Consider the following 23,584-nt stretch of genomic DNA (forward strand, 5'->3'; position numbering starts at 1 on the left):
GCCGCTCTCTGTTTTCTGCTGTCGATGGCCTCGTGATCGACCGATAGAATCACGTAACCCTTCGCTCAAGAGAGGGCCAAGAATGTTCAGGAAGGTTCTGGTTGCCAACCGCGGGGAGATCGCGGTTCGGGTGATGCGCGCCTGCGAGGAGTTGGGCGTCCGAACCGTCGCTGTCTACAGCGATGCCGACAAACACGCCGGCCACGTGCGCTACGCCGACGAGGCCTACAACATCGGCCCCGCACGCGCCGCCGACTCCTATCTCGACCAGGCGGCCGTCCTCGAAGCCGCCGCGAAAGCCGGCGCGGACGCGATCCATCCGGGCTACGGCTTTCTGGCCGAAAACGCCGAATTTGCACAGAATGTCGTCGACAGCGGCTTCGTCTGGGTTGGCCCCGACCCCGACGCGATGGAAGCCCTCGGCGAAAAGACGAACGCCCGCGCGCTGATGCAGGACGCCGACGTGCCGGTCGTTCCCGGGACGACCGCCCCCGTCTCCTCAGTCGAGGAGATCACCGCCGTCGCCGACGACTACGGCTACCCTGTCGCCATCAAGGCCGAAGGTGGCGGCGGCGGTCGCGGGCTGAAGGTCGTCCACAGCGAAGACGAGGTCGAAAAACAGTTCGAAACCGCCCAGCGGGAGGGTGAAGCCTACTTCGACAACAGCTCGGTCTACGTCGAAAAGTATCTCGAAGCGCCCCACCACATCGAGGTGCAGATCCTCGCCGACGAACACGGTAACGTCCGCCATCTCGGCGAGCGTGACTGCTCGCTGCAGCGTCGCCACCAGAAAGTCATCGAGGAAGCTCCCTCCTCGATTCTTGATGCGGAACTACGGGAGAAAATCGGTGAAGCCGCCAAACGCGGCGTTGACGCGGCGGGCTACACCAACGCCGGCACGGTGGAGTTCCTCGTCGAGGACGGCGAGTTCTACTTCATGGAGGTCAACACGCGGATTCAGGTCGAACACACGGTGACCGAGGAGATCACCGGCCTCGACATCGTCAAATGGCAGCTTCGGGTCGCCGCCGGCGAGGAGATCGATTTCGCACAGGACGACATCGCCTTCGACGGCCACGCCATGGAGTTCCGGATCAACGCCGAAAACGCCGCGGCGGACTTCGAGCCCGCGACCGGCACCCTTGAGACGTACGACCCCGCCGGCGGCATCGGCGTCCGCATCGACGACGCGGTTCGGCAGGGCGATGCGATCGGCGGCGACTACGACTCGATGATCGCCAAGCTGATCGTCTCGGCGTCGGATCGGGAGGCGTGTCTCACCCGCTCGGAGCGCGCGCTCGCGGAGTTCGACATCGAGGGATTGCAGACGATCATCCCGTTCCATCGCCTCATGTTAACCGACAAGGCGTTCTCCAACAGCGAGCACACGACGAAATATCTCGACGAGGCGGTCGCCCAAGAGCGGATCGAGGAGGCTGTCTCCCAGTGGGGTTCGAGCGGGGCCGACGAGGCGGGCGATGCTGACGACGAAAGCGAGGAGGCGGAGACGACCGAACGCGAGTTTACCGTTGAGGTCAACGGCAAACGCTTCGCGGTCACTCTGGAAGAACACGGCGCGCCGGCCATCGACGTGGGAGCCATCGACGCCGACAGCGGTGGGATGGATCGCCCGCCACAGGCCGCAGGCGACGACGAGAGCGAGGCGGTCAGCGTCGAGGGTGGCGACACCGTCACCGCCGAGATGCAGGGAACGATCCTCTCGGTCGACGTTGAGGAGGGCGAGGAGATCGCTGCCGGCGACGTGGTCTGCGTGCTGGAGGCGATGAAGATGGAAAACGACGTGGTGACCGAACGCGGCGGCACCGTCACCGACATCCGGGTCGCCGAGGGCGACAGCGTCGATATGGGCGACGTGCTGGTGGTGCTGGAATAATCACCGGCTGGGCGACCGCGGACGCTACTCGGCGTCGGAGAGCGGCTCGACGCGGAACACGTAGTCGTCGTAGACGGCGTCGAGATTGACCGGGCTCTCCTCGGCAGTGTGGGCCTCACAGAGTTCAACTCTCGCCTCGACAGCTCCGTGGCCGCCTTCCTCCTGATAGCGTTCGAGGACGACAAACGCCGCGGGGTCATCACAGCCCCGGCGGTAACACAGTACCGGGCCGTCCTCGGCGTCGGGTTCGGCCTCGTCGGCGCGCTTGCGGGCTTCCTTCAGATCGTGTTCACGCTGGCGTTTGGCTTCGTCGTGGGCCTGCTTGTCGCGACCCTGCTTCGTGTCGGCCATACAGACCAAACGGCCGTCACGGACATAACGCTGTGGCCGCCATCGCTGCGCTGTGGCCCCCATCGCTGACCGAGGCTGTCGCGATCAGCCCCATGTGGGGCTCCCGGGACGGGCGAACCAGTCAGTCGGCTTCTAGGATCCGGGTTCGTCGCTCGACGATGAGTAACGTCGCTAACCCGAGGATAATGAGCGTGTAGGAGCCGGCAGCCAACAGTGCCGCCGTCTCGTCGGCGTACTCGCCGGTACGGAAGATGATCGCCTTTCGGACCATGGCGATAACGCCGGTGTAGATCACCAGCCGGACGATCCGCCGGGTTTCGCTTTCCTGGGTGTAGGCGACGACCGTCTGGTAGACCTCAACGATGATGAACAGCAGCAGCGCGGTATCGATGAAGCCGACGACAACGAGCGGGTCGGTGATGCTCCCGTCGACCGCGCTTTGGAAAATCTGCAGACTGAGATCGAACACCCCGATAGCAAACAGGATAACCAGAACCACCGCGGCGACGACCTCGACGTATCGCAGCACGGTTTCACTGCCACTCAACACCCGCTCGTCGAAGGAGGTTGCAGGTGGCAGCGAGCCGCCGACCGGATCCGTCTCCTCGTCGTCCATACCAACCGAACGAACTCAAGCCTCATTAATGGCTGTTAGAGGCCACCGACAAATCTGCCCATCACGGTGGGCCACACTGTTGCCCGCGAGGACGGCACGGTCGGTCGCGTTCCCGCTGTCGACAGGGCCGGCAACGGTTTTGTGGGTGGCTGCGAAACGCGACCCATGGCCACGATCAAGGACAGCGTGCACGACCACATCGAGATCAGCGGCGTCGCCGAGGCCCTGCTCGATACGCCGACCGTCCAGCGGCTCCGCCACATCAGCCAACTCGGGACGGTGCAACTCGTCTACCCGTCGGCGAACCACACCCGCTTCGAGCACAGCCTCGGCGTCTACCACCTCGCCGACCGCGCGCTGGCCGAACTCGGGATCGAAGGCCGGGAGGCCGAGCGCATCCGGGCGGCCGCACTGCTGCACGACGTGGGCCACGGCCCCTTCAGCCACAACATCGAGGCACTCACCCATCGCAAGACCGGCAAATACCACGACGACGTGGACGAACTTCTCGCGGCGGGCGAGGTCGGTGAGATCCTCCGTGAGCATGATCTCGATCCCGGCCACATCGCCGGCCTCGTCGCCGGCGAGGGGCAGTTTGGCCAACTCGTCTCCGGCGAACTCGACGTCGACCGGATGGATTACCTTGTGCGAGACGCCCACCACACCGGCGTCCCCTACGGCACCATTGACACTGAACGACTGCTCCGGGAACTCACCTTTGTCGATGGCGAGTTGGTGCTCGCGGCGGGCAACGTCCAGACCGCCGAGAGCCTGTTGTTGGCGCGCGCGCTGATGAACCCGACCGTCTACATGCACCCTGTCGCCCGCATCAGCAAGGCCATGCTGCGGCGGGCCAGCGAGCGGCTGTTGGCGACGACCGAACTCGACGCGGGCGAGTTGCGGCGGATGGACGACCACGACCTGCTGGTCGCCCTGCGGACGACGCCCGCGACCGAGGCCTTCGCCGAGCGGTACGACGACCGGCGGCTGTTCAAACGCGCCGTCTGGGCGGAACTCCAGCATGTCCCCGACGACCTGCTTGCCCTCGACCACGAGGAACGCCGAGATCTTGAGACAACGGTCGCCGACCGCGCCGACGTTGTCGACAGCGAGGTTATCATCGAAATTCCGGAAAAACCGTCGATGCGGGAGTCCTCGACGCGCGTCGTCGTCAACGGCGAGATCCGAAACCTCGGCGACCAGTCACCGCTGGTGAGCGCGCTGCGAACCGCCCAGCGCGGCCAGTGGCGACTCGGCGTCTACACCACGCCGTCGGCGACCGAGCGGGTGGGGCGGCTCGCCGCCGAGGAGTTGGGGCTCGAACTCTCCGGTGGGCTCGTGACCGACACGCGACAGGGGCTGCACGCGACGCTCGACGAGTTCGAATAGAGCGGACAACACCAACGACGCCGACTAGTAACTATCATACCGGTGCCAGCCCCTACACTCCGGTGTGACTACGTGGGTCGAAAATCCGACCGGTGGCCGCAGCCGCGGGCCGCGCGGGATCGCTCGCGCGTGGATCGAGGTGCTCCTGCGCCCGCGGCGGTTCTTCACGAACGGTGTCGCCCCCGGCGATCAGGCTCCCGGCCTCGCCTTCGCGGTCGTCGTCGCCGTGATCTATGTGAGCGGCCTCCTGGCCGTCCAACCCGAGACGATCCTCGATACGTCAGTTGTCCCCATACTCGGCGACAGCAGGACGCTGACGATGGTGTTAGTCCTCCTCGTGACGGCGGTCGTCGCCGCGCCCGCCGGGTTGCATCTGACGGCTGCCATTCAGACCGTGTTGTTGATGCTGACCGTCCCAGACCGTGCTGGCGTCAGCGAGACGGTGCAGGTCGTCGCCTACGCGACCGCCCCCTGCGCTGTGACGTGGCTCCCGTCTCCGGCGGTGACAGCGGGCTGTGCGCTCTATGGGGCCGGGCTGTTGGTCGTCGGCCTTGCAGTTGTTCATCGGACGACGCTCCCACGGGCGACGCTGGCGGCCGCGCTGCCGGCGACGCTTGTCTTTGGTGTGGCCTACGGTGGGCTGTGGGCCGGCGAGACGCTGCTAGCGATGGTCGGCTGAGCCGACAGCGACGTTTCGACAACCGTTAAAGGGAGGCCCTCTATTTACTTCGCAAATGGGTACCTGTATCATCTGTGGTACGTCCGTTGACGGCGGCCACGTTTGCGAGAGCCATCAAGAAGATGTCCTTTTCGAGTTCCGTGGCAACAACGCCTCTCAGCTCGTGCCGAACCGCTTCTACGAGGGAACGGTCGACGGCTACGCCGACTTCGGCGTCTTCGTCGATATCGCCCCTGGTGTGACCGGCCTGCTGCACCGCAGCGAACTCGACCGTCGCCTCGACAGCCTCGATTGGGAGCCCGGCGACACCGTCTGTGTCAAGGTGACCAACGTCCGGGATAACGGCAACATCGATCTCGCCAAATCCATCCGCCAGTCCGAACGCGAGTTCCGCGGAAAGATCATCCTCGATGGCGACGGCGAAACGCTTCCTGACGCCGACGAGGAGGCCGTCGACCCGGAGTCGACACCGGCTGAGTCGACCGCCGACGGCGGCTCAGCCACCTCCACGACGACCGGTATCGACGCCGACGCTGACGCCACCGACCACGACGCTGACGATGCTGTCGACGCGGACGAGACCACCGACCACGACGCTGTCGCGGCGGCCACCTCAGAGGCGTCGACACCGACCGACACGCCGGCGGAATCAGCCGACACCCCGGCCGATCCGACACCGGCCGAAACCGACGGCGATGCGGGGGCTGTGACCGAATCCGCTGCCGAAGCCGACGAGACGGCTGCCACCCCGACTGCTGCCGAGGGCGATGCCGAGCCCGCTATCGACGCCGACGCTGAGACGGTTGCCGATACTGATACGGAGACTGTTGCCGACGCCGATGCCGAGACGAACGGTTCGGCCCCTGTCGCGGTCGCTGAGTCGGACGACGACGCTGACGCCGACGATTCCGAGTCAGTCGACGCCGACAGCGAGACAACCGTCGCGGAACTCACCGACAAGGTCGGCGACACGGTTCGTCTTGCGGGTGAGATCGTCAGCGTTCGCCAGACCGGCGGGCCGACGATCTTCGAGCTCCGCGATCAGACCGGCGTCGTCGACTGTGCGGCCTTCGTCGAGGCCGGCGTTCGCGCCTACCCCGACATCGAGGTCGGCGATATCGTCCGCCTTGATGGCGAGGTCGAACAACGACGCGGCGAGCTCCAGGTCGAAACCGAGGAGCTTGCGGCCTTAGAGGGGGCGGCCCGCGAGGCTGTCACCGATCGGCTGGCCGACGCGCTGACCGACCGCGCCCGGCCTGACGAGCTCGATCCGATCGGCGACCACGAGACGGTCACCGAGATGAGCGAGTCACTGTTGGACGTTGCCGAGGCGATCCGGCGGGCCGTCTTGGAGTCGCGGCCGGTCGTGATCCGCCACCCCGCGACCGCCGCGGGCTACGTCGCCGGCGCGGCCATCGAGCGCGCGGTGCTGCCGCTCGTTCGTGAGGAACACGCCCGCTCGGACGCCGAATACCACTACATCGTCCGCCGGCCGCTGGAGAACGCGGTGTACGACATGGACGATGCGACCAACGACGCCACCCAGATGCTCCAGGATCGTGACCGCCACGACGAGAAGCTGCCGCTGTTCTGCTTTGTGGGTGCGGGCTCGACAGCCGACTCCGTCGACGGGCTGGGCCTGCTCGGTGTCTACGGGGCCGAACGGGTCGTCCTCGATGCGATCGCCGCCGACCCGGCGGTGGGCGATGTGGCCGAACAGGTCGTCACCGGCGACGCGGCTGATCTCTCGATCGGCGCGCTGGCGGCGACGCTGGCGGCCGCGCTCAACCCCGATGTGAGCGCGGAGATGCAGCACCTGCCGGCTGTGAGCTACTGGGAGGAGACCCCCGAGGCCTACGCCGGGGCCGCCGAAGCCGCCGGCTACGACGCCGAGCAGGTGCGACACCTTCGAGAGGCGATCGCCCTTGAGGCGTACTACCAGTCCTACCAGGACAAACGCGAGCTGATCACGGATCTCTTGTTCGACGACGCCGGCGGGCTGGCCGGCCACATCGCCGAACAGTTCCGCGAAAAACTCGACGACGAGCTGGACACCGCGAAGGCTAATCTTGACCGCCGGGAGGACGACGGCGTTGGGGTTGCGGTACTCGATACCGATCAGTTCACCCATCGGTTTGACTTTCCGCCGACGACGCTCCTGCTGGATGAGCTGCACTACGTCGAGCGCGAGGGTGCGCAGTTTGTCACCGTCGGTGTCGGCATGGACGAACTCTACCTCCGGAGCACCGGCGACCTGGATATCCGCACGGTCGCCGAGGCTGCCGCCGAGGCTGCCCCCGAGGCCGACGTGACTGCTCGCGGCATCCGCGAGGGGCGCATCGAGTTCCTTTCGGGGCGACGTGAGGCCGCACAGGAGGCCGTCATCGACGCGGCTGTCGCGCAGTTCGAGTAGCGAACGCGCCGCCGACCGGCTGTCGGTGTTCGCGTTGATCGGTGCCGTATTCGCAGTGATCAACGCCGGTGTGTCACGGTGTCGCAAACGTATCGTATCCTTGGCAGGTACATGAAACGTTTTATACCGCCGTGAGCATAGTTTGTACCAAGGCACTGGTGTCGTATCGGCTGCGGCGACCGCACCCTTCCCACCATGTTCAGCACCACCGAACGCGGTCAGGTCGGGATTGGAACCCTTATTGTGTTCATAGCCATGGTGCTCGTCGCCGCAATCGCCTCCGGTGTGCTGATTACGACCGCCGGACAGCTCCAGTCGCAGGCCTCTCAGACCGGCGAGGAGACGACATCGCAGGTCAGCGATATTCTCCGGATCACGGACGTTATCGGTACCGCCAACGAGAGCGGCGGCACCACAGAGATCGAAACGCTTGAAATAAAGGTTCGACTCGCCTCGGGGGCCGATGCCGTTGAGATGAACGAAACGTCGTACACGATCGCCACAATGGGTGATACCAACGCCGCAACCGTCGTTTCAGGCAACGAGTCCACCACCGGGCTGAGCTACAACCAGTCTCAGGGGTTGGCGGACGGCGAAACGACACTCTCCGACCAAGATCAGGTTATTATCGCGAAGCTGGATCTCACAGAGATCGATGAAATAAACACGCTCGCGGCTGACGACAGCGTCTCGATCAGTATCGAGGCCCCCGCCGGCGGCCGAACGGTCACCGAAAAACAGGCTCCCGGCCAGTTGGCGGACGGCAGCTCCTACGTGCTCTCATAATCGCTTCGCCGCCCGGCTGTTTTGGTTGTGTGGCGTCTTTCCACTGTAACACGGCCGTCAGGTTTCGGTTGTGAGCGACGCTTGCGAAGCAGGGGTATCTTTTTGCCCTTGAATCTATAATATACGATTATGAACAATTCTCAGACCACCCGTCGGGTAACAGGGACTGTCACGACCGAACTCAACCGGTACGGTGCGATGACCCTCCGGTCTGAGAACGATCGGACGTATCAGATCGTCGACTGCGCGGCCCCGGATGTTGCCGAGGAGCTTGAGCAGCTGCGTGTCGGTGAGACGGTGACGCTCACGCTCACAGCGGCACCGTGTCGCGGCAACGGCTGGCAGGCGACCGGGGTCGACGCCAACAGCAGAACCGACACGCGCCTCGTCGCCTAACCGCGTCTTCAGGAACCGGGATTCGCTGAGGCGCGACCGGGCGATACCGCCTCGATCTGTCCGCGCTCACGCACGCCGACCCCAGCGGCGGGAACGACACCCCTTTTTCGCGTCGTCGTGAGGAACGCGTATGAACGCCAAGCGGGAGCTTTCCAGCATCGATCTGGCCGCCCTCGTCACCGAGATGGGCCGCTATGAGGGCGCGAAGGTCGACAAGGCGTATCTCTACAGCGATGACCTGCTCCGGCTCAAGCTGCGGGATTTCGACCGTGGCCGCGTCGAACTCATGCTCGAAGTCGGCGCGGTCAAACGCGCCCACATGGCCGACCCCGACCACGTCGCTGACGCGCCCGGCCGGCCGCCGAACTTCGCCAAAATGTTGCGCAACCGTCTCGGCGGCGCGGATTTCGCCGGCGTCTCCCAGTACGAGTTCGACCGCATCCTCGTTTTCGAGTTCGAACGCCCCGACGCCAACACCACGCTCGTCGTCGAACTGTTCGGCGAGGGCAACATCGCCGCCCTCGACGAAACCGGCGAGGTCATCCAAAGCCTCCAGACCGTCCGACTGAAATCCCGTACGATCGCCCCCGGCTCACAGTACGAGTACCCCGACTCCCGGATCGACCCGCTGTCGGTCGGCTTTGATGCCTTCGGCCGCGAGATGGACGATTCGACCACCGACGTGGTGCGCACGCTGGCCACGCAACTCAACCTCGGCGGCCTCTACGCCGAAGAGGTCTGTACTCGCGCCGGCGTCGCAAAGGAAACCCAGATCGAGGACGCCACCGAGGATGACTACCGCGCCATCTACGACGCCCTCGACGAACTCTCAGCTCGCGTCGACGCCGGCGATTTCGACCCTCGTATCTACCTCGACGACGACCGCGTCGTCGACGTGACGCCGTTCCCCCTGGCCGAACGCGAGGCCGCAGGGCTCGACGAAGAGCACTACGACGATTTCACCGCGGCTGTCGACGACTACTTCTACCGGTTTGACCGTTCCGACGACGACAGCGATAGCTCCGAGCCCGACGATGGCAAACCGGATTTCGAGGCCGAGATCGCCAAACAGCAGCGCATCATCGACCAACAGGAGGGAGCCATCGAGGGCTTCGAACAACAGGCCGCCGCGGAGCGCGCCAAAGCCGAAGCCCTCTATGAGCAGTACGACCGCGTCGACGAGATCCTGACAACGATCCAAGACGCCCGCGACGACGGCGTCCCGTGGGACGAGATCGACGCCACCCTTCAGGAGGCCGCCGAATCAGGCCTGCCAGCAGCCGAAGCCGTCGTCGCGGTTGACGGCTCGGAGGGGACGGTTACGGTCGATCTCGGCGAGACGCGGGCGACGCTTGATGCGACCATCGGCGTCGAGAAGAACGCCGACCAACTCTATCAGGAGGCCAAACGCATCGAGGAGAAGAAGGAAGGCGCGAAGGAAGCCATCGAGCAGACCCGCGAGGAGTTAGCAGCGGTCAAAGCCCGCCGCGACGCGTGGGAAGCTGACGATGGCGACAGCGACGCCGATGGCGAAGGCGACAGCGACGGCGACGGTGACAACGACGCGGACGACGAGTTCGTCGACACCGACTGGCTCGCCCGATCGTCGATCCCGATCAAACGCGACGAAGGGTGGTACGAGCGGTTCCGCTGGTTCCACACGACCGACGGCTTCCTCGTCATCGGCGGCCGCAACGCCGACCAAAACGAGGAACTGGTGAAAAAATACATGAGCGGCGGCGACCGCTTTTTCCACGCCCAAGCTCATGGTGGCCCGGTGACAATCCTGAAGGCGACCGGGCCGAGCGAGGCGGCCAAGGAGGTTGACTTCCCCGAGGAAACGCTTCGGCAGGCCGCCCAGTTTGCCGTCTCCCATTCCTCGGTCTGGAAGGCCGGCCAACACGCCGGCGACGTGTACATGGTTGAACCAGATCAGGTGTCCAAAACGCCGGAAAGCGGCGAGTACATTGAAAAGGGGAGCTTCGTGATCCGGGGCGACCGCACGTACTTCACCGACCTCGCTGTCGACCTCGCGGTCGGGATTCAGTGTGCGCCACAGACCCGCGTTGTCGGCGGGCCGACCGCCGCAGTTGCCGAGGCCGCGGCGACGCATCTCCAACTCCAGCCCGGCAAATACGCCCAAAACGATATGGCAAAACGCTGTTACCGGGAGCTCAAGGGTCGGTTCGCCGACGAGAGCTTCGTCCGGTCGGTCGCCAGCCCCGACCTGATCCAGGAGCATCTGCCGGCCGGCGGTAGCGAGATCATCGATTGACCACACTGTCGCCACAACACGCAGCTATAAATCTCGGGAGCGTCTGGGTGTAGGTGATGCTGAGTGAGGCCCTCCGCGTCCCGTCCCGCGCCGCCGATGCGACAGGGACGCTTCTGGTCGGAACAGTGCTTACCGGGGCGACGGCGATCGCCGCCGTCGGCTGGATCGCGTTGCTGACCGTCGATCTCCGCTTTGGGATCGCCGCGACGCCGATCGTCTTCCTGTTGGGCTTGGTGGTGCGGGGGTATCTGGTTGGCGTCGTCGCCGCCGGCATCGATGATCGCTCCGTGGCACCCTCGTTTGTGCGGTGGGGGTCGCTGCTTTGGGATGGTGTGCGGTCGGCGACTGTCTCGGTGGTGTATGCCCTGCCGGCGGCGGTGTGTCTTGGCCTCGCCGCGGGGGCCGGCGCGGCGACGGTGCTCGACCCGCCGGGGTTCGAGGGCGCGCCGCAGGTGCTCGCCGCGGTCGCCATCCTGATCGGTGGCTTTGGGCTGCTGTGTTACCTGCTCGTCTATCTGTATCTCCGCCCCGCTGCGCGGGCGGTGTTGGCTGCGACCGGATCGGTACGGGCGGCGATCGATCCCCGCCGGATTCTGGCTGTCTCGCTGTCCGGGCCCTATCTCACCGGCTGGCTGATCGCCATGGGGTTGTTGACCGTCGGCCCGCTGTTGGTGACACCGCTTTTTATCCTGTCGGGGCTGGCCGGGCTTTACGATGTGGCGTTGGCCGCGATCGGCGGGTTGCTGACACTGGGGGTCGCCGTCGTCCTCGTGTTTTGGTTGCGGATGTCGGCTGCCTGGGCGATCGGCCGGGGGGCTGGCCCCGCGTTGGCGACCGAGGCCGGTGTCGCCGTCGGGGCTGGCGACCCACCCGGCGCCTCCGGAACAACCGCTGTCACGGTTCCGGATCGCCCTACCGAGGCACCAGCAGCGGTACAGGTCGGTCGCGGGATCGATGACGCACTCACCACCACACAGCAGACCGACGGCGGTGCCGATCGATCGATCAACGCCGGGAGGCCGGAGCCGTCGACCGGGTCGCCCGCGGCGTCATCACCCAAAGCGACCACGGAGTCAGCAGGCGATTCGATGCCGGAACCGGCGTCGCCGACGGCGGCTGAGGGTGATGATGCGTCCGATGGCCTCTGGGATACCGTCGACGAGTAGTGTGGTCAGGAAAACTGGGCGGCGATATCGGCCTCGGTGATGATCCCCACCGTTTCGCCGCCGCGGGTGACCATCACGGCCTTGTAGTGTTCCAAGAGATTCCGGATCTCGTCGACGGTGGCGTCCTCGCTGACCGTCGGAAACGATTCGCTCATCACCTCACTCACCGGGTAGTCGCTGACATCCTCGCCGGCCTGGATCACGTCATGTTGGCTGATCGAGCCGACCGGGACGCCGTTCTGCAACACCGGTAGCTGTGAGTAGGCTTCGGACTCCATCGTCTCGACGGCCTCGCCGACCGCGTCGTCGGGGGCGACGCTGATCACGGTCTCGTTCATGAGGTCGGCCGCGCGAACAACCTCGCCTTCGGCCTCGTCTAAGGCTTCGACGATCCGCCGCAGCGTCGAGAGCCGCGGGTCGACATCGCCACCCTCGATGCGGGCGATCAGCGGCTGTGAGACGCCGGCGGCCTCGGCGAGCGCGCTTTGGGTGAGTTCCAAGGCGGTGCGGCGTTCCTTGAGATCCTGTGGCGTCGGCAACTCCATACAGGTCTATTACCCCAAGTTATTGAAAAGCTTTCGTCGGCGACAGCCGACCGAGAATCAGGTCTCGCGCTCCTCGTCGTCGGGCTCCTCGATCACGTCGATCACCGTCAGCGGCACGTCTCGCAGCGCGCCGCCGACCTCGCTTTTGGCGATCCGAGAGGCGTGTTCGACGCTGTCGGCGTTGAAGACATCGATCTCAAGCAGCAGGCCGACGAGGGCGGTGTCGGCGGCGATAAACGCCGAGTCGAAGGGTTCGCCGCAGGCCGGACAGCCGGTGACGCCGACCTCGACGTCGACGTACTCCTTGTCGGCCTCGTTCAACCGCTTGCCGGCGGAGCTGACGGCGACACCGATCGCATCGTCGACATCCTCAACATCACGAACCAACCAAGCCGCTTCCATAGCGACGAGATAATTGCTCATACCCACTTCTTGGGCCCGAGGGTTTCGTGTCTTGTGATTCGTTCCGGCCGCGCCAGCGACGGAATCGCGGGTCGCCAACTCGGGTCTCTCATACTCACTTGGATAGGCGCACGAACGCCGTTGGTTTCTCATAAGTTATACCGATCAGGCCGGTTTGTCACACGGTTTACGCGGGGTGAACGGCCGCGCGCCGACCACACGGCTTCGTTTACGGTGTCAAACCAAAACCGCATGACTGCGTCGCCATTAGCGTTGAAATCGTCTCCAAAAGCTTATATAGGGCTACTGGCAGGGACTCGGTACGGATATGATCGAAACGGTATCGCGGTTCACCGCGCTCGCGCTGTATCAGCTGACCGTCCTGCTCGGGATCGTCCTGCTGCCGGTCGCACTCGCCGCCAAGCGGGTCGGTCTTCGACTCCCGGTTCGGAACCTCCTCGACGGCATGGCAGCCACCGCTGACTCGATCTGAGCGGTCACCCCCCGCTTGTCGTCGGATCGCTACGTTTCGCCGTCCCAGTAGTCGGTGGTCGCGTCCTGTTGGTAATACCCCTCCAGCGTCCGCTCATCGCGGCCGCCGGGCGGGGAGCCCACGTAGACGCCAAACTTCTCGGAGTCCGGATAGACGGTTACATCGGGCTCGATCATCGTCGAAACCGCCAGATACCGGAGCGCCTCGTCGGTGTCGTTGATCACGCGATGGCCACCGCTGGCGTCGGCCGGGAAGTTGAGATAGTCGCCCTCGCTGATGGCGGCTTCCTCGCCCTCACACCGGACGGTTCCCTCACCGGCCAGCACGAAGATGGCCTCCTCGTTGGCCGTGTGATAGTGGTAGGGCCACGATCGCTTGCCGGCTGGGAGCTCATAGAGGCTACAGCCGAGTTGGTCGCCGCCGGCGTCCTCGCCGAGGTGTTTGCGCTTGAACTCGGTGTCACCGCCGTCGACTGTCGTCCATTCCATCTCGTCGGCGTTGGCGCGTCGCATACGCGAGCGTATGTCGGCAGTACTGAATGTCTTCCGCCGGCCGGCGGCACGTGTCGGTGAGTCACGGCACCGATTCATCGCGTCGCGGCGAGGGTTCGCCGAATGGTTGCATTTATCCGCGCGCCGACCCAATCGCTTATAATGCGAACTCCGACACGCGATGCTGCGAGTGAGTTAGGTCAGCTCGACGGTGAGGACAGCAACGTCTTCGGCCCGGAACTCGGCGAGTTCAGCGGCAACGCCGACCGCGAGGGGTCGGCCGCCGACGACGCCGGCATGAAGACGGGAACGACGACAGTCGGCCTCAAAACCGAGGAGGGCGTCGTCCTCGCCACCGATATGCGGGCGAGCCTGGGCAATATGGTCTCCAGCAAAGACGTCCAAAAGGTCGAGGAGATCCACCCGACGGGCGCGCTCACCATCGCGGGCTCGGTGTCGGCCGCCCAAAACCTCATCAGCTCGCTGCAGGCCGAGGTGCGGCTCTACGAGGCCCGCCGTGGCGAGGATATGAGCATGCAGGCGTTGTCGACGCTGACCGGGAACTTCCTCCGCTCGGGTGCGTTCCTCATCGTCAGCCCGATCCTTGGCGGCGTCGACGACGAGGGCAGCCACATCTACTCCATCGACGCGCTGGGTGGGACAACCGAAGAGGAGTACACGGTCACCGGCTCCGGCAGCCAGTTCGCCCTCGGTGTGCTCGAACAGCACTACGAGGAGGATCTCTCCTTGGACGAAGCCGAGACGGTCGCCGCCCGCGCGATCAAGAGCGCGGTCGAGCGTGACCTCGCTTCGGGTAACGGGATCAACGTCGCCGTCGTCACCGACGAGGGCGTTGAGGTCAGCAAGTACAAGGATATCGACCAGCTGCTGTAGGCGACTACTGTCTGTGTTCTCGGTTTCGGCGGTGGCTCGACTACCACCGGCTGGGCTGCGGTTGACGGCGGTAGAACGCTATTTGTTTCTGGAGCGAGTTGCTACGGACAGCAATGGCGCTCTTCGACCGGCTGCGACACGCAGCCCAGCGTGTCTTTCGGCAGTCACCTCACCAGCGGATGTCGCGTGCGCTCGCCAAGACGCTCGGCTACCGTGTGGTGATGATCGTGATCACCATCGTCGTCGCCTTCTGGTTCACCGGTAACACGGGGGAAGCACTCAGCATCGGTCTCGTCGCCAACGTCGTCAAAACGGGGACGTACTACGGCTACGAACGCCTCTGGGATCGGATCTCCTGGGGGATTGCATCGACAGAATAGTGCGGCACTCTGTGTTTGGGACGCACATACTGGCTCTCGGTACGTCCCCGAACAGGCTCATCGACGCCCTGTCTGTGGGATGGTAACCGCGATCGTATTTCCAACCTGACCTGTCTCAACAAACTGAACGGTGCCACCTGATCGGGACACGATCAGCTTCACGAGCCAAAGCCCGAGTCCGCTGCCGTGATAGAGCGGACTCCGACTCTCGGGATGCTGTATCACATCACGCTCCATCTCGGGGATCCGCGGCCCATTATCGGCGACTGTTATCTGCACCTGTTCGGCCGCCTGTTCGACTGTCACCGCAACGCGTGGCTCCTCGCCGTCGTTGTGAATGATCGCGTTTGTCATGAGCTCTTCGAGCGCGTACACAAACTTATCGCCCACCTGCAGTCGTGGTGTCGCCACACCGTCGATCTGTATCGTCGCCTCCGGATAGGTCGACTCAAATTTTGACTCTACCTCCTCTAGGATCGGCTGTAGATCGATCTCCGACTGCGTCGGCGGTTCACGCAGTAGCTGTGTGATCTCTCGTTGTTTTTCGGTCGTTGCGAGCAGCTTATCACACATCTCGCGGATCTTCCCGGCGAGCCATGTGACATCTTCTGCCCCCTTTTCGTGAATCGTATCCGCCGAGCCGCGGATGACGTTCATATCGTTGCGAAGGTTGTGCCGGAGCACGCGGTCGAACAGTGCCAACTGCTGTTGGCGTTCCTTGCGGGCGGTGATCTCTTGGCTGTTGATCAGATACCCCTCGACACCGGGGGTGTCGGTGTGGGCTCGCCCGCTGGCCTCCATCCACCGCCATGAGCCATCGGCGTGTCGCGCGCGATACTCGATCGGCTCAAGCGTTGGTTGTCCTGTCGCCACCCACGAATTGAACGCTGTTTTCACCTCGTCGCTGTCGTCGGGGTGGATGTATTCCCAAGCGATCTCGCCGATCGTCTCAGCCGGCGGGTGGCCCAAGATTCGTTCGATCGAGGGGCTTTGATACTGAAACCGGCCATCGGTGTCGACGACAGAGATGATATGGTTTGTCTCCTCGATCAGTGCTTGGAAGCGGTGCTCCCGTTGTCGCTGCTCGGTGATATCGCGGAGCGTCCCAACCGACCCGACAAACGAATCGCCCTCGTACGGCAACACCGCCATCTGATCCTCACAGAGGAGTGTGTCGCCATCCGCCCGCTGTATCGGTATCTCGAATACCACCGTCTCCGGCCCCTCACTGGAAAGCAGTCGGCCGAGGTGTTCTTCAGCCCGCTCAATCGCGGCCGCGTCTTTCAGCAGTGCGGATGTGCTCCCGATGATCGTCTCCCGGTCGTAGCCGACCAACTCGACGAACTCGTCGTTGACAAAAGTAAATCGGCCGTCGGCGTCGAGCACATAGATCCCGTCGGTCAGTGCCTCGATGATCGTCTCGTTTTGTTCGAGTTCGGCTTTCCGTTCCACACTGTCGGTGACATCATGGAACATTGAGAAGATCGACCGGACAGCTCCATCGGGGTCAGTCACAGCCCGGTTGTGCCACTTGTAGATGCGCACCTCGCCGTCTTTGTGGACGTTTTTGTTCACGACGTGGATGCCGCCGTCGGCACTGAGCAAGTTTTCAACGGCTGCGCTAACGTGTTCTTGATCCTCCTCGGCGACGATGTGCTCCCAAGATTTGCCTGTGAGTTCCGCTTCGGTGTAGCCGAGCATCGCTTCGGCTCGTTTGTTGAGGCGTTCAAACCGAAACGACTCGTCCCACTGGACGGCTCCGAGCGGTGACTCCTCGAAAAAGTGGTTGAGCGTCTGTTCCTGTTGGGCTGCAACCCGCTGTGCCCGATCGGCTCCAACCGCGTTTTGAATCCGGTTCAACAGCACCGCCGTCGCCGGCCCGCCGTCGCCGGCAGCGACATAATCTGTGGCCCCGGCAGCGAGCACCGCTTGTACGACTGATTCGCCTGGCGCTGACACAACACAAATCACCGGGAGCGTCGAATGCTGGGTACGAATGCGTTCGATGAACGTTGTCGCCGCTTCCGCCGGGCGTGGCACCCCAACGAGAACGCAGTCAGGCCGGTAGTCGGCAAGTGTCGCCAGTGCCGCGTCGGCGTCTGCGGCTGTTTCGACGCGACCGGCTGCTTCGCTGTCTTCGACCGATGCGATGACCGCTCGCTGCACACCCACAGCGAGCATCGTGATCGGTGCATCGGCCGGGGTTGTCATACCTCAGTCTGGTGTTCCATCGATAAAACAATTGGTACGCACCCGCAGGGGCGTCGTGTTACCAATCCCGAAAGTCGCCGTCGATCAGCGTCTCGGATTGGTGGTCGATATACTCCCGCTGCATCTCATGAATCGCCGTCTCGAATCCCTCGCCGTCGTCGAGTCGCCCCCGAACCTGTTCGCGCTTCCAGCCGGCGGGGGTCAGTTCGTTGTCGACGCGCCACATCAGCGGCTGAAGATAGGCATCGACCGCCTCGTTGTCGAGGCCGACCGCGCGCAGCCCCTCGGCGGCGTGATCCAGGAGGTCGGTGATCGCGGCGGTGCTGTCGGTTGTTTCGGTGCCATCGGCAAGAATCCACTCGATGTCGGCCGCAAGCCCATTGCGCATGGCGGCGTAGAAATTGTCGCGGGCCGCGTCCCACGGAAGGTCGCCGACCGGGTGTTCGGTGCGGGTGAGTCCTTCCATCGCGCCCGCGAAGGCGACGGTGAGTGCCATCGAGTCCCGGACGGTCGGTTGGGCGGGCAGCGGGCGGAACTCGATTCTGGCGTTGGCCGCCGACCGGGAGGGGCCGCCGAAGACCGGTCGCACCCACCGCCAGAAGGTGCCGTGTTTGCGGCGGAGCGTGGCGAAGTTGTCGTGGAAGCGATCGCTGCGGTCGACATCCATCGGCACGATCACCTCGTCGTTGACGACGCGGCGGATCGCCGTCTCCAGGCTGTCGATATCCTCGGGGAAGGCCACCTTGTCGGTCTCGGTGGCGGTGTTGAGCACCGACTCGAAGACGGCGATCCGGTTTTCGTGCCAGCCCTCCGCGAGGATTGTCTCGGGATCGACGCCCTCCTCGTAGAGATCCGGCGGGAAGAACGGCGCGTTGACGCCGAGGGCGAGCAGCGGGCCGGCAAGTCGGAGCGCGTAGGTGAAACACCGCGGGAGATCCATCGCCTGCTGCATCTGGTAGTGTGGCTGAATGGAGGTGATCAGGCTCTCGGGCATCAGCGTCTCGGCGGCGATATCGACGTGGGGGGCCTCGACGCGGAACGTGTCCGCAAGATTCCCGTTGGCCATCGCGTGGTACCGGACGGCATCTGTCATGTTGGTGGCGATCCGAACCCCGTCGTCGTCGACGCTGTCGGTCAGATACTCACGGGCGGTTTCGCCGGTCGGTGGGATCGTCCACAGTCCGTCGCTGACGAGTCGCAGCCCCTCGGGGGCCGTACAGTCGAGGGCGGCCGTGAGCTGGCTGCGAACCTCCGATTCGATGGCGCGGACGCCGTCGGCGTTGAACGGCTGGGGGGTGGCGGTCATCTCGGCGTTGTGGAGGCCGAGTTCCTTCTCGAAGCCGATCAGCTCCAGCAGGCGGCGCGGAACGCGAGCCAACCCGTGGGATCCGTCGTCGCCGGGGTTCCAGCGGTTTTCCGAGACGGCGTAAAACTCGTATTCGAGGCCGAGGATCGACTGGTGGTTGTCGAAGGTGCCGTCGCTCAGCTCCGACAGCACGAAGTCGGCGTCGGTCGCGGCGTCCGTCCGGTACGATTCGGGGTCGACGGCCAGCACGTCGCGGACGGCGGCGGCCAGCGAGGACTCTGTCATCGCACGGGTGTGTGTTTTCAAGCCTCTTGAAGGCACCTAGCTCGGACGGCGGTGCCCCCGAGAGGCGAGGTGTGTTGTCGTCGGGGTACTGGCATCACGATCAGCGGTAATCATCGCTGGTGGTTGCGTGATCGGTGTCAGTGGTGATGATCGGCCGTGGTCGCGTGATCGGTGCGATCCCCGATCAGCGGCGGCCATCGGTGTGGAAGCTGTCACGCAGCAACCGGAGACAGCATCGCTCCCGGGGTGACGAGCCGTCACCGGGCCCTGGTTATTTCGGATCGGCCAGCGGGACTGTGATTTCGATCACCGTTCGATCTGTGCTATTTTCCGCGAGTTTCAGGATTCCTTGATGCCGATTTACGATCGTTTGTACCTCCCATAAGCCGATTTTGCTGCCGTGTTTCAGCTGATCGGGCTCCTCGTTGTGTAGCAGGGGTGCGACCTCGATATCCGGGATCGGGTCGCCGGTATCAATAATCCGAATATCTATCTGTTGATCAGCGACGTTTTCGCTTGCAGACACCGTGATATCCAAATCCTCGTGGGGGTTGTGTCTCACCGCGTTGTCAATGAGTTCGTGGACTGCCTTCTGTAACAGCGGATTTGCGTCGATATACACGTCTTCACCCGCAAGCTCCCAGTTGATGTCAGGATAGTTTGATTTGTATTTCTCAACCTCCGTCTCCAACATCGTCTGGACGTTCACCCGGTCTGTGTTCTCTTCGTCGTCGGTGAGTGATGTGATCTTATTCACCCAGTTGGTTAGTCGAACCAGTTCAGTGATGGCCCGTCGCATCTGGTCGAAGACCTTTGTTCCATCATACTGTCTGTCTATCTGGGAGAATCCGCCACTCACAATCTGGAGCTTATTGCGGAAATTGTGGCGAACAATCCGATTCAGGAGGTGAAAATGACGGAGCTTCATCTTGTACTCGTCGATATTCTGGATGACCGCGATAACGTACGACTGATCCTCTACGGAAAGCTCCGACAGGCGCATTTCGATCCACAGTATCTCGCCTGATGGCCGTGTCACGCGCCATTCGAACTGCTGGGGGTGGCCCGCTGCTGCGGCCCGTATCTGTTTGATAAACTTGGATTTTGATAGTGAATCGGTGCCGACATCAACGATATCGATTGTTCTGAGCTTTTCGGCCGGATAGCCGTACACGTCTTCGGCATACTCGTTCGCATAACAGATGTCCCCGCTCGTCGAATCATGAACCGTCACACCGACCTCTAAGGTACTGTAGAACTGGTCGGCCTCGTCGTCAAATTCAAATGATGATGTGGTCATCTGCGTTGCTGTGTGATTTAAGTATCGGCGGTCTGTGTAAATAATTAATGATAGCTAAGTGATTAGACTCGACCACCGCAGCTGTGTGAAACTGTTGATATCGTCATGATTCTGTTTTTAAACCCGTTCGATACAGTCGGTGCAGCCTGGTTGCGTCTGGGTTCCTCCGGCACCTCGCTCGTTCTTCACCGCCTGTGCACGTGGCTACGGGAGCACGGTTTCGACGGCAGCGATGTGCTGCGACCCGGGTGCTGATCGCTACAATGGTGTGAGCGATTAGCTGCGTGTTCCTAAAACCTGATACGAGTGCGTATGGAGTGATGAATACAGAGGATCTAGTCGCTATCTCTGCCCAGCTCTTCTCCGGTGTGAGAAACTCTGTGATCGACTCGCTTGGGTCAGCGTTTGGTGTTTTGAAGTGTCTGCTTTTCGACCGTTTTTCGTCTCAAGCGACCGGACGCACCCACGAGTGCCGCAGAATCTTATATAGGTTTACTAAATCCTGACATACTTCTCAATATATAAGAATTTTCCCCGGGTTATTAACGGGGGTAACCGATTGTTGAACCGTATGATATACAACGAGCGAACCGGTGATTGTGAGTAGTGAGCGGGAGCCAAACACGATCCCCAGAAGCCGAACTCGGGTTACTCGACGCGACGATGATTGGTATGGGGGCGATGATCGGTGCTGGCATTTTCGTGCTGACTGGGCTGGCCGCCGAAATCGCCGGTCCGGCGGCGATCCTCGTCTTCGCGCTGAATGGTATCGTCACCGCATTCACCGGACTCTCATATGCAGAGCTGGCCGCCTCGATCCCAAAAAGTGGCGGCGGATATGCCTTTGTCCGGGAGATATTTGCGGATCTTCCCTCGTTCATTATGGGCTGGATGCTCTGGTTTGCCTATATGATCGCTGGGGGGCTGTACGCACTCGGCTTCGCGCCGAACTTTCTCGAACTGTTGCACGTCTATGGAATCGTTCCGCCGCCGGACGAGGTGGGTGCTGTCGTACTACCGGTTGTTGACGTGGGAGTACCACTCGCGTTCCTGTTAGCGTTCGTTGCCGTTCTCGGTCTGGTGGCACTCAACGCTGTCTCGACGGCTGCCAGTGGAAGTGCTGAGACGATCTTCACCATTATCAAGGTGAGCATCTTGGTCGTGTTCGTCGCCTTTGGTTTCGCCTCACCGATGTTCTCCGGGGCTGAGTTCCAGCCGCTGTTCCCCGAGGGGGCCGGAGCTACCGCGATCCTGCCGGCGATGGGGCTTACGTTCATCGCATTCGAAGGCTATGACCTTATCACGACCGTCACTGAGGAAGTCAAGAACCCCCGTGAGAACATCCCAAAAGCGATCTTCGTGAGTCTGATCGCGACCGTGATAGTCTATTTGGCGGTTGTAACCGTTGCTGTGGGCACCCTCGGAGCAGAGGGGCTCGCCGACGCCGGCGAGGCAGGCATCGCTTCGGCGGCGACATCGTTCATGCCGACTGGTCTACCAATCATCCAGAACGGCGGGGCACTCATCGTCTTCGGGGCGGTGTTCTCTACGCTGACCGCTCTTAATGCGGTCGTGATCGCCTCCTCACGGGTGGCGTTTGCGATGGGTCGAGAGGGACAGTTGCTGCCCTCGTTCGGCCAGATTCACCACCGATACGGGACACCGTTCGTTGCGATCCTCGCCAGCGCAGTCGTGATGCTCGGGTCAGTGGCACTCCCGACACAGAGTGCCGGAAACATGGCGAGCCTATTCTTTTTGCTGTCGTTTATTATTGTTAACGTCGCCGTGATCAGGCTGCGTCGGGAGCGACCGAACATGAACCGCCCCTACGAGATCCCCTACTACCCGGTTCCGGTGGTGCTCGGTATCGCTCTCAACCTGCTTCTGGCCGGGGTGCTTGTGGAGTACTTGATCCGGACTGACCCGCTGGCGCTGGCACTCAGCGTGGCGTGGATCCTGCTCGGGGGGCTCGTTTATGTAGCACTTGAGCGGCTACGAGTGTCATCGGAAAGCAATCCGACGACTACCGATACCGGAATAACGACGGAGGCTGAAGATTAACTCATGACCAGCGATCTCGACACCATCATCGCAGGCGGTGGGCGCGTCGGCTTTCAAACAGCGGAGATACTTGCGAACCGCGGCCACGATGTGACGATTATCGAACGTGACGAACGGGTTGTCTCGGAAATTGCCGACGAGTGGATAGCGACGGTCATCCAGGGTGATGCGACGAATCCCGACATCATCGAACAGGCTGGCATCGAGCAAGCTGACGTGGTCGCGGCACTCACAGGTGAAACAGGGCTGAACCTTGCGGTCTGTCTGGCGGCCTCAGAGCTCAATCCCGGTATCCGAACCGTAGCGCGCATCGACCGCGCGGCTGGCGAGGCCTACACCCGATTTGTGGACGCGATTCTCTTCCCCGAGCGGGCCGGTGCCCAAGTGGCGGCGAATCAAATCGTTGGTGGTGATGTCCAGATGCTGGCGGACGTGACGGGCACCCTCGACATCATGCTCGTTCGCGTCGCAGAGGAGGCCCCGGCCGCCGGAAAGCAACTGACCGATGTACGCTTTCCTGCGGGGACATTGATCATCTCTGACGATGACGGTCACCGGATTGCCCGTCCCGACACGACGCTGACACCCGGCAGCCGCTACGTCGTTGCTGTCGAACCGGATGTCGCCGACGAAGTGATGAATTTGATGCGAGGGTAGTCACTGTCTCCGTTCGAAAAGGCGGATCTTATCAGGACACCTTTTTTGAATGCTGATTGTGCGCTTTGCATTCAGCAGTTGGCGAATCAATCTATACGATGATTGGTAGATAGCCGGGTGACCGATGCAGAAGATAGATCGCGCGGAGGCGACTGTCTTGGGATGCCACCGTGCTTCCATCGCTTCCTCGTGTGTGAGATCCTCATTATGTGTCGTCTCTTGTGTTGCTTGCCGCCGACAGTATCCACACTCACAGGGTTCGTGTTGCGGAATGCGGAGGAGCATCCGATCCCAGTCAAGCCACTCTGCGTGGAAGTGAGAAATCTCACCAGCGCGAAGTCCAAGCCGACCAGCTGCCAGACACACGAACCGTGTTTGGAGATCCTTTGGCTCCGGGAGTGAACCACATGCCTCTAACAGTAATTCGAACTCTCGATCTGTGAGGACATCCTCGTGGGTATGTCGCGTGGTCAACGATTCCCGATGCTGTTGAGCCCATTCGCTTGATTGCTGATAATCGCTAGTTGTCCAATCTGTCATAACGGCCCAATGGCTGACACGTAGTATTGAGTGAAAGCGGGTGAATCAGGTGAC

Annotated in this window: 21 protein-coding genes; 13 read left to right on the forward strand and 8 right to left on the reverse strand. The window is 62.8% G+C overall.

From position 1 onward, the window contains the following. The first annotated feature begins 82 nt into the window (after positions 1 to 82). Positions 83 to 1,894 carry an acetyl-CoA carboxylase biotin carboxylase subunit gene (locus tag HKK80_RS02235; protein WP_411797981.1) on the forward strand — a complete coding sequence of 604 codons (1,812 nt, stop codon included), beginning with the start codon at positions 83 to 85 and terminating at the stop codon, positions 1,892 to 1,894. Positions 1,895 to 1,918: 24 nt separating this feature from the next. Here the strand turns inward: HKK80_RS02235 and HKK80_RS02240 are convergent, their stop codons facing one another. Both HKK80_RS02240 and HKK80_RS02245 read right to left on the reverse strand, forming a co-directional pair. After that, positions 1,919 to 2,245: a hypothetical protein gene (locus HKK80_RS02240; protein ID WP_411797982.1), complete on the reverse strand. Its 327-nt coding sequence runs from the start codon at positions 2,243 to 2,245 to the stop codon at positions 1,919 to 1,921. A gap of 121 nt (positions 2,246 to 2,366) precedes the next feature. Next, entirely contained in the window at positions 2,367 to 2,861 is a 495-nt protein-coding gene (locus HKK80_RS02245; RefSeq protein ID WP_411797983.1) for a phosphate-starvation-inducible PsiE family protein, read from the reverse strand. A gap of 165 nt (positions 2,862 to 3,026) precedes the next feature. On the opposite strand from HKK80_RS02245, the gene HKK80_RS02250 reads away from it, so the two are divergent. The 7 genes from HKK80_RS02250 (at position 3,027) to HKK80_RS02280 (ending at position 11,965) form a co-directional block, all read left to right on the forward strand. After that, positions 3,027 to 4,250: an HD domain-containing protein gene (locus tag HKK80_RS02250; protein ID WP_411797984.1), complete on the forward strand. Its 1,224-nt coding sequence runs from the start codon at positions 3,027 to 3,029 to the stop codon at positions 4,248 to 4,250. A 64-nt stretch (positions 4,251 to 4,314) separates the two neighbouring features. Continuing rightward, entirely contained in the window at positions 4,315 to 4,929 is a 615-nt protein-coding gene (locus HKK80_RS02255) for a YIP1 family protein (protein WP_411797985.1), read from the forward strand. Positions 4,930 to 4,984: 55 nt separating this feature from the next. Beyond that, positions 4,985 to 7,342: an OB-fold nucleic acid binding domain-containing protein gene (locus tag HKK80_RS02260; protein WP_411797986.1), complete on the forward strand. Its 2,358-nt coding sequence runs from the start codon at positions 4,985 to 4,987 to the stop codon at positions 7,340 to 7,342. A gap of 195 nt (positions 7,343 to 7,537) precedes the next feature. Beyond that, entirely contained in the window at positions 7,538 to 8,128 is a 591-nt protein-coding gene (locus HKK80_RS02265) for an archaellin/type IV pilin N-terminal domain-containing protein (RefSeq protein WP_411797987.1), read from the forward strand. Between the two features lie 129 nt (positions 8,129 to 8,257). After that, on the forward strand, positions 8,258 to 8,524 hold the full coding sequence (locus tag HKK80_RS02270; RefSeq protein ID WP_411797988.1) for a hypothetical protein: 267 nt from the start codon (positions 8,258 to 8,260) through the stop codon (positions 8,522 to 8,524). Positions 8,525 to 8,654: 130 nt separating this feature from the next. Further along, positions 8,655 to 10,799 carry a ribosome rescue protein RqcH gene (gene rqcH / locus HKK80_RS02275; protein WP_411797989.1) on the forward strand — a complete coding sequence of 715 codons (2,145 nt, stop codon included), beginning with the start codon at positions 8,655 to 8,657 and terminating at the stop codon, positions 10,797 to 10,799. 56 nt (positions 10,800 to 10,855) lie between these two features. After that, positions 10,856 to 11,965, forward strand: a complete 1,110-nt coding sequence (locus HKK80_RS02280; RefSeq protein WP_411797990.1) for a DUF4013 domain-containing protein — start codon at positions 10,856 to 10,858, stop codon at positions 11,963 to 11,965. A 5-nt stretch (positions 11,966 to 11,970) separates the two neighbouring features. Here the strand turns inward: HKK80_RS02280 and HKK80_RS02285 are convergent, their stop codons facing one another. Both HKK80_RS02285 and HKK80_RS02290 read right to left on the reverse strand, forming a co-directional pair. Further along, positions 11,971 to 12,510 carry a CBS domain-containing protein gene (locus tag HKK80_RS02285; protein ID WP_411797991.1) on the reverse strand — a complete coding sequence of 180 codons (540 nt, stop codon included), beginning with the start codon at positions 12,508 to 12,510 and terminating at the stop codon, positions 11,971 to 11,973. Between the two features lie 57 nt (positions 12,511 to 12,567). Next, positions 12,568 to 12,933, reverse strand: a complete 366-nt coding sequence (locus tag HKK80_RS02290) for a DUF555 domain-containing protein (RefSeq protein WP_142444275.1) — start codon at positions 12,931 to 12,933, stop codon at positions 12,568 to 12,570. Positions 12,934 to 13,240: 307 nt separating this feature from the next. On the opposite strand from HKK80_RS02290, the gene HKK80_RS02295 reads away from it, so the two are divergent. After that, positions 13,241 to 13,405 carry a hypothetical protein gene (locus HKK80_RS02295; protein ID WP_411797992.1) on the forward strand — a complete coding sequence of 55 codons (165 nt, stop codon included), beginning with the start codon at positions 13,241 to 13,243 and terminating at the stop codon, positions 13,403 to 13,405. 29 nt (positions 13,406 to 13,434) lie between these two features. On the opposite strand, the gene HKK80_RS02300 is transcribed toward HKK80_RS02295, so the two are convergent. Continuing rightward, positions 13,435 to 13,917 (reverse strand): cupin domain-containing protein, encoded by a 483-nt coding sequence (locus HKK80_RS02300; protein WP_411797993.1) that lies wholly within the window; start codon positions 13,915 to 13,917, stop codon positions 13,435 to 13,437. 141 nt (positions 13,918 to 14,058) lie between these two features. Here HKK80_RS02300 and psmB point away from each other — a divergent pair, with 141 nt between their 5' ends. Together psmB and HKK80_RS02310 are read left to right on the forward strand one after the other, a co-directional pair. After that, positions 14,059 to 14,790, forward strand: coding sequence for an archaeal proteasome endopeptidase complex subunit beta (gene psmB, locus HKK80_RS02305; RefSeq protein ID WP_411797994.1), 732 nt, complete (start codon positions 14,059 to 14,061; stop codon positions 14,788 to 14,790). Between the two features lie 113 nt (positions 14,791 to 14,903). Continuing rightward, positions 14,904 to 15,170, forward strand: coding sequence for a DUF2061 domain-containing protein (locus tag HKK80_RS02310; protein ID WP_411797995.1), 267 nt, complete (start codon positions 14,904 to 14,906; stop codon positions 15,168 to 15,170). Positions 15,171 to 15,227: 57 nt separating this feature from the next. On the opposite strand, the gene HKK80_RS02315 is transcribed toward HKK80_RS02310, so the two are convergent. The 3 genes from HKK80_RS02315 to HKK80_RS02325 form a co-directional block, all read right to left on the reverse strand. Next, positions 15,228 to 17,381 carry a PAS domain S-box protein gene (locus HKK80_RS02315; RefSeq protein WP_411797996.1) on the reverse strand — a complete coding sequence of 718 codons (2,154 nt, stop codon included), beginning with the start codon at positions 17,379 to 17,381 and terminating at the stop codon, positions 15,228 to 15,230. A 58-nt stretch (positions 17,382 to 17,439) separates the two neighbouring features. Then, positions 17,440 to 18,972, reverse strand: coding sequence for a hypothetical protein (locus HKK80_RS02320; protein WP_411797997.1), 1,533 nt, complete (start codon positions 18,970 to 18,972; stop codon positions 17,440 to 17,442). 271 nt (positions 18,973 to 19,243) lie between these two features. Next, complete coding sequence (locus HKK80_RS02325; protein WP_411797998.1) at positions 19,244 to 20,272, reverse strand: ATP-binding protein; 1,029 nt, start codon at positions 20,270 to 20,272, stop codon at positions 19,244 to 19,246. Between the two features lie 606 nt (positions 20,273 to 20,878). Here HKK80_RS02325 and HKK80_RS02330 point away from each other — a divergent pair. Together HKK80_RS02330 and HKK80_RS02335 are read left to right on the forward strand one after the other, a co-directional pair. Further along, the gene (locus HKK80_RS02330) at positions 20,879 to 22,333 is read left to right on the forward strand and encodes an APC family permease (protein WP_411797999.1); all 1,455 of its coding nucleotides are present in this window, start codon (positions 20,879 to 20,881) and stop codon (positions 22,331 to 22,333) included. Positions 22,334 to 22,336: 3 nt separating this feature from the next. Beyond that, the gene (locus HKK80_RS02335; RefSeq protein ID WP_411798000.1) at positions 22,337 to 22,990 is read left to right on the forward strand and encodes a potassium channel family protein; all 654 of its coding nucleotides are present in this window, start codon (positions 22,337 to 22,339) and stop codon (positions 22,988 to 22,990) included. Positions 22,991 to 23,584: the final 594 nt, after the last annotated feature.

The organism is Halonotius sp. F2-221B, assembly GCF_046719765.1.
Taxonomy (GTDB): domain Archaea; phylum Halobacteriota; class Halobacteria; order Halobacteriales; family Haloferacaceae; genus Halonotius.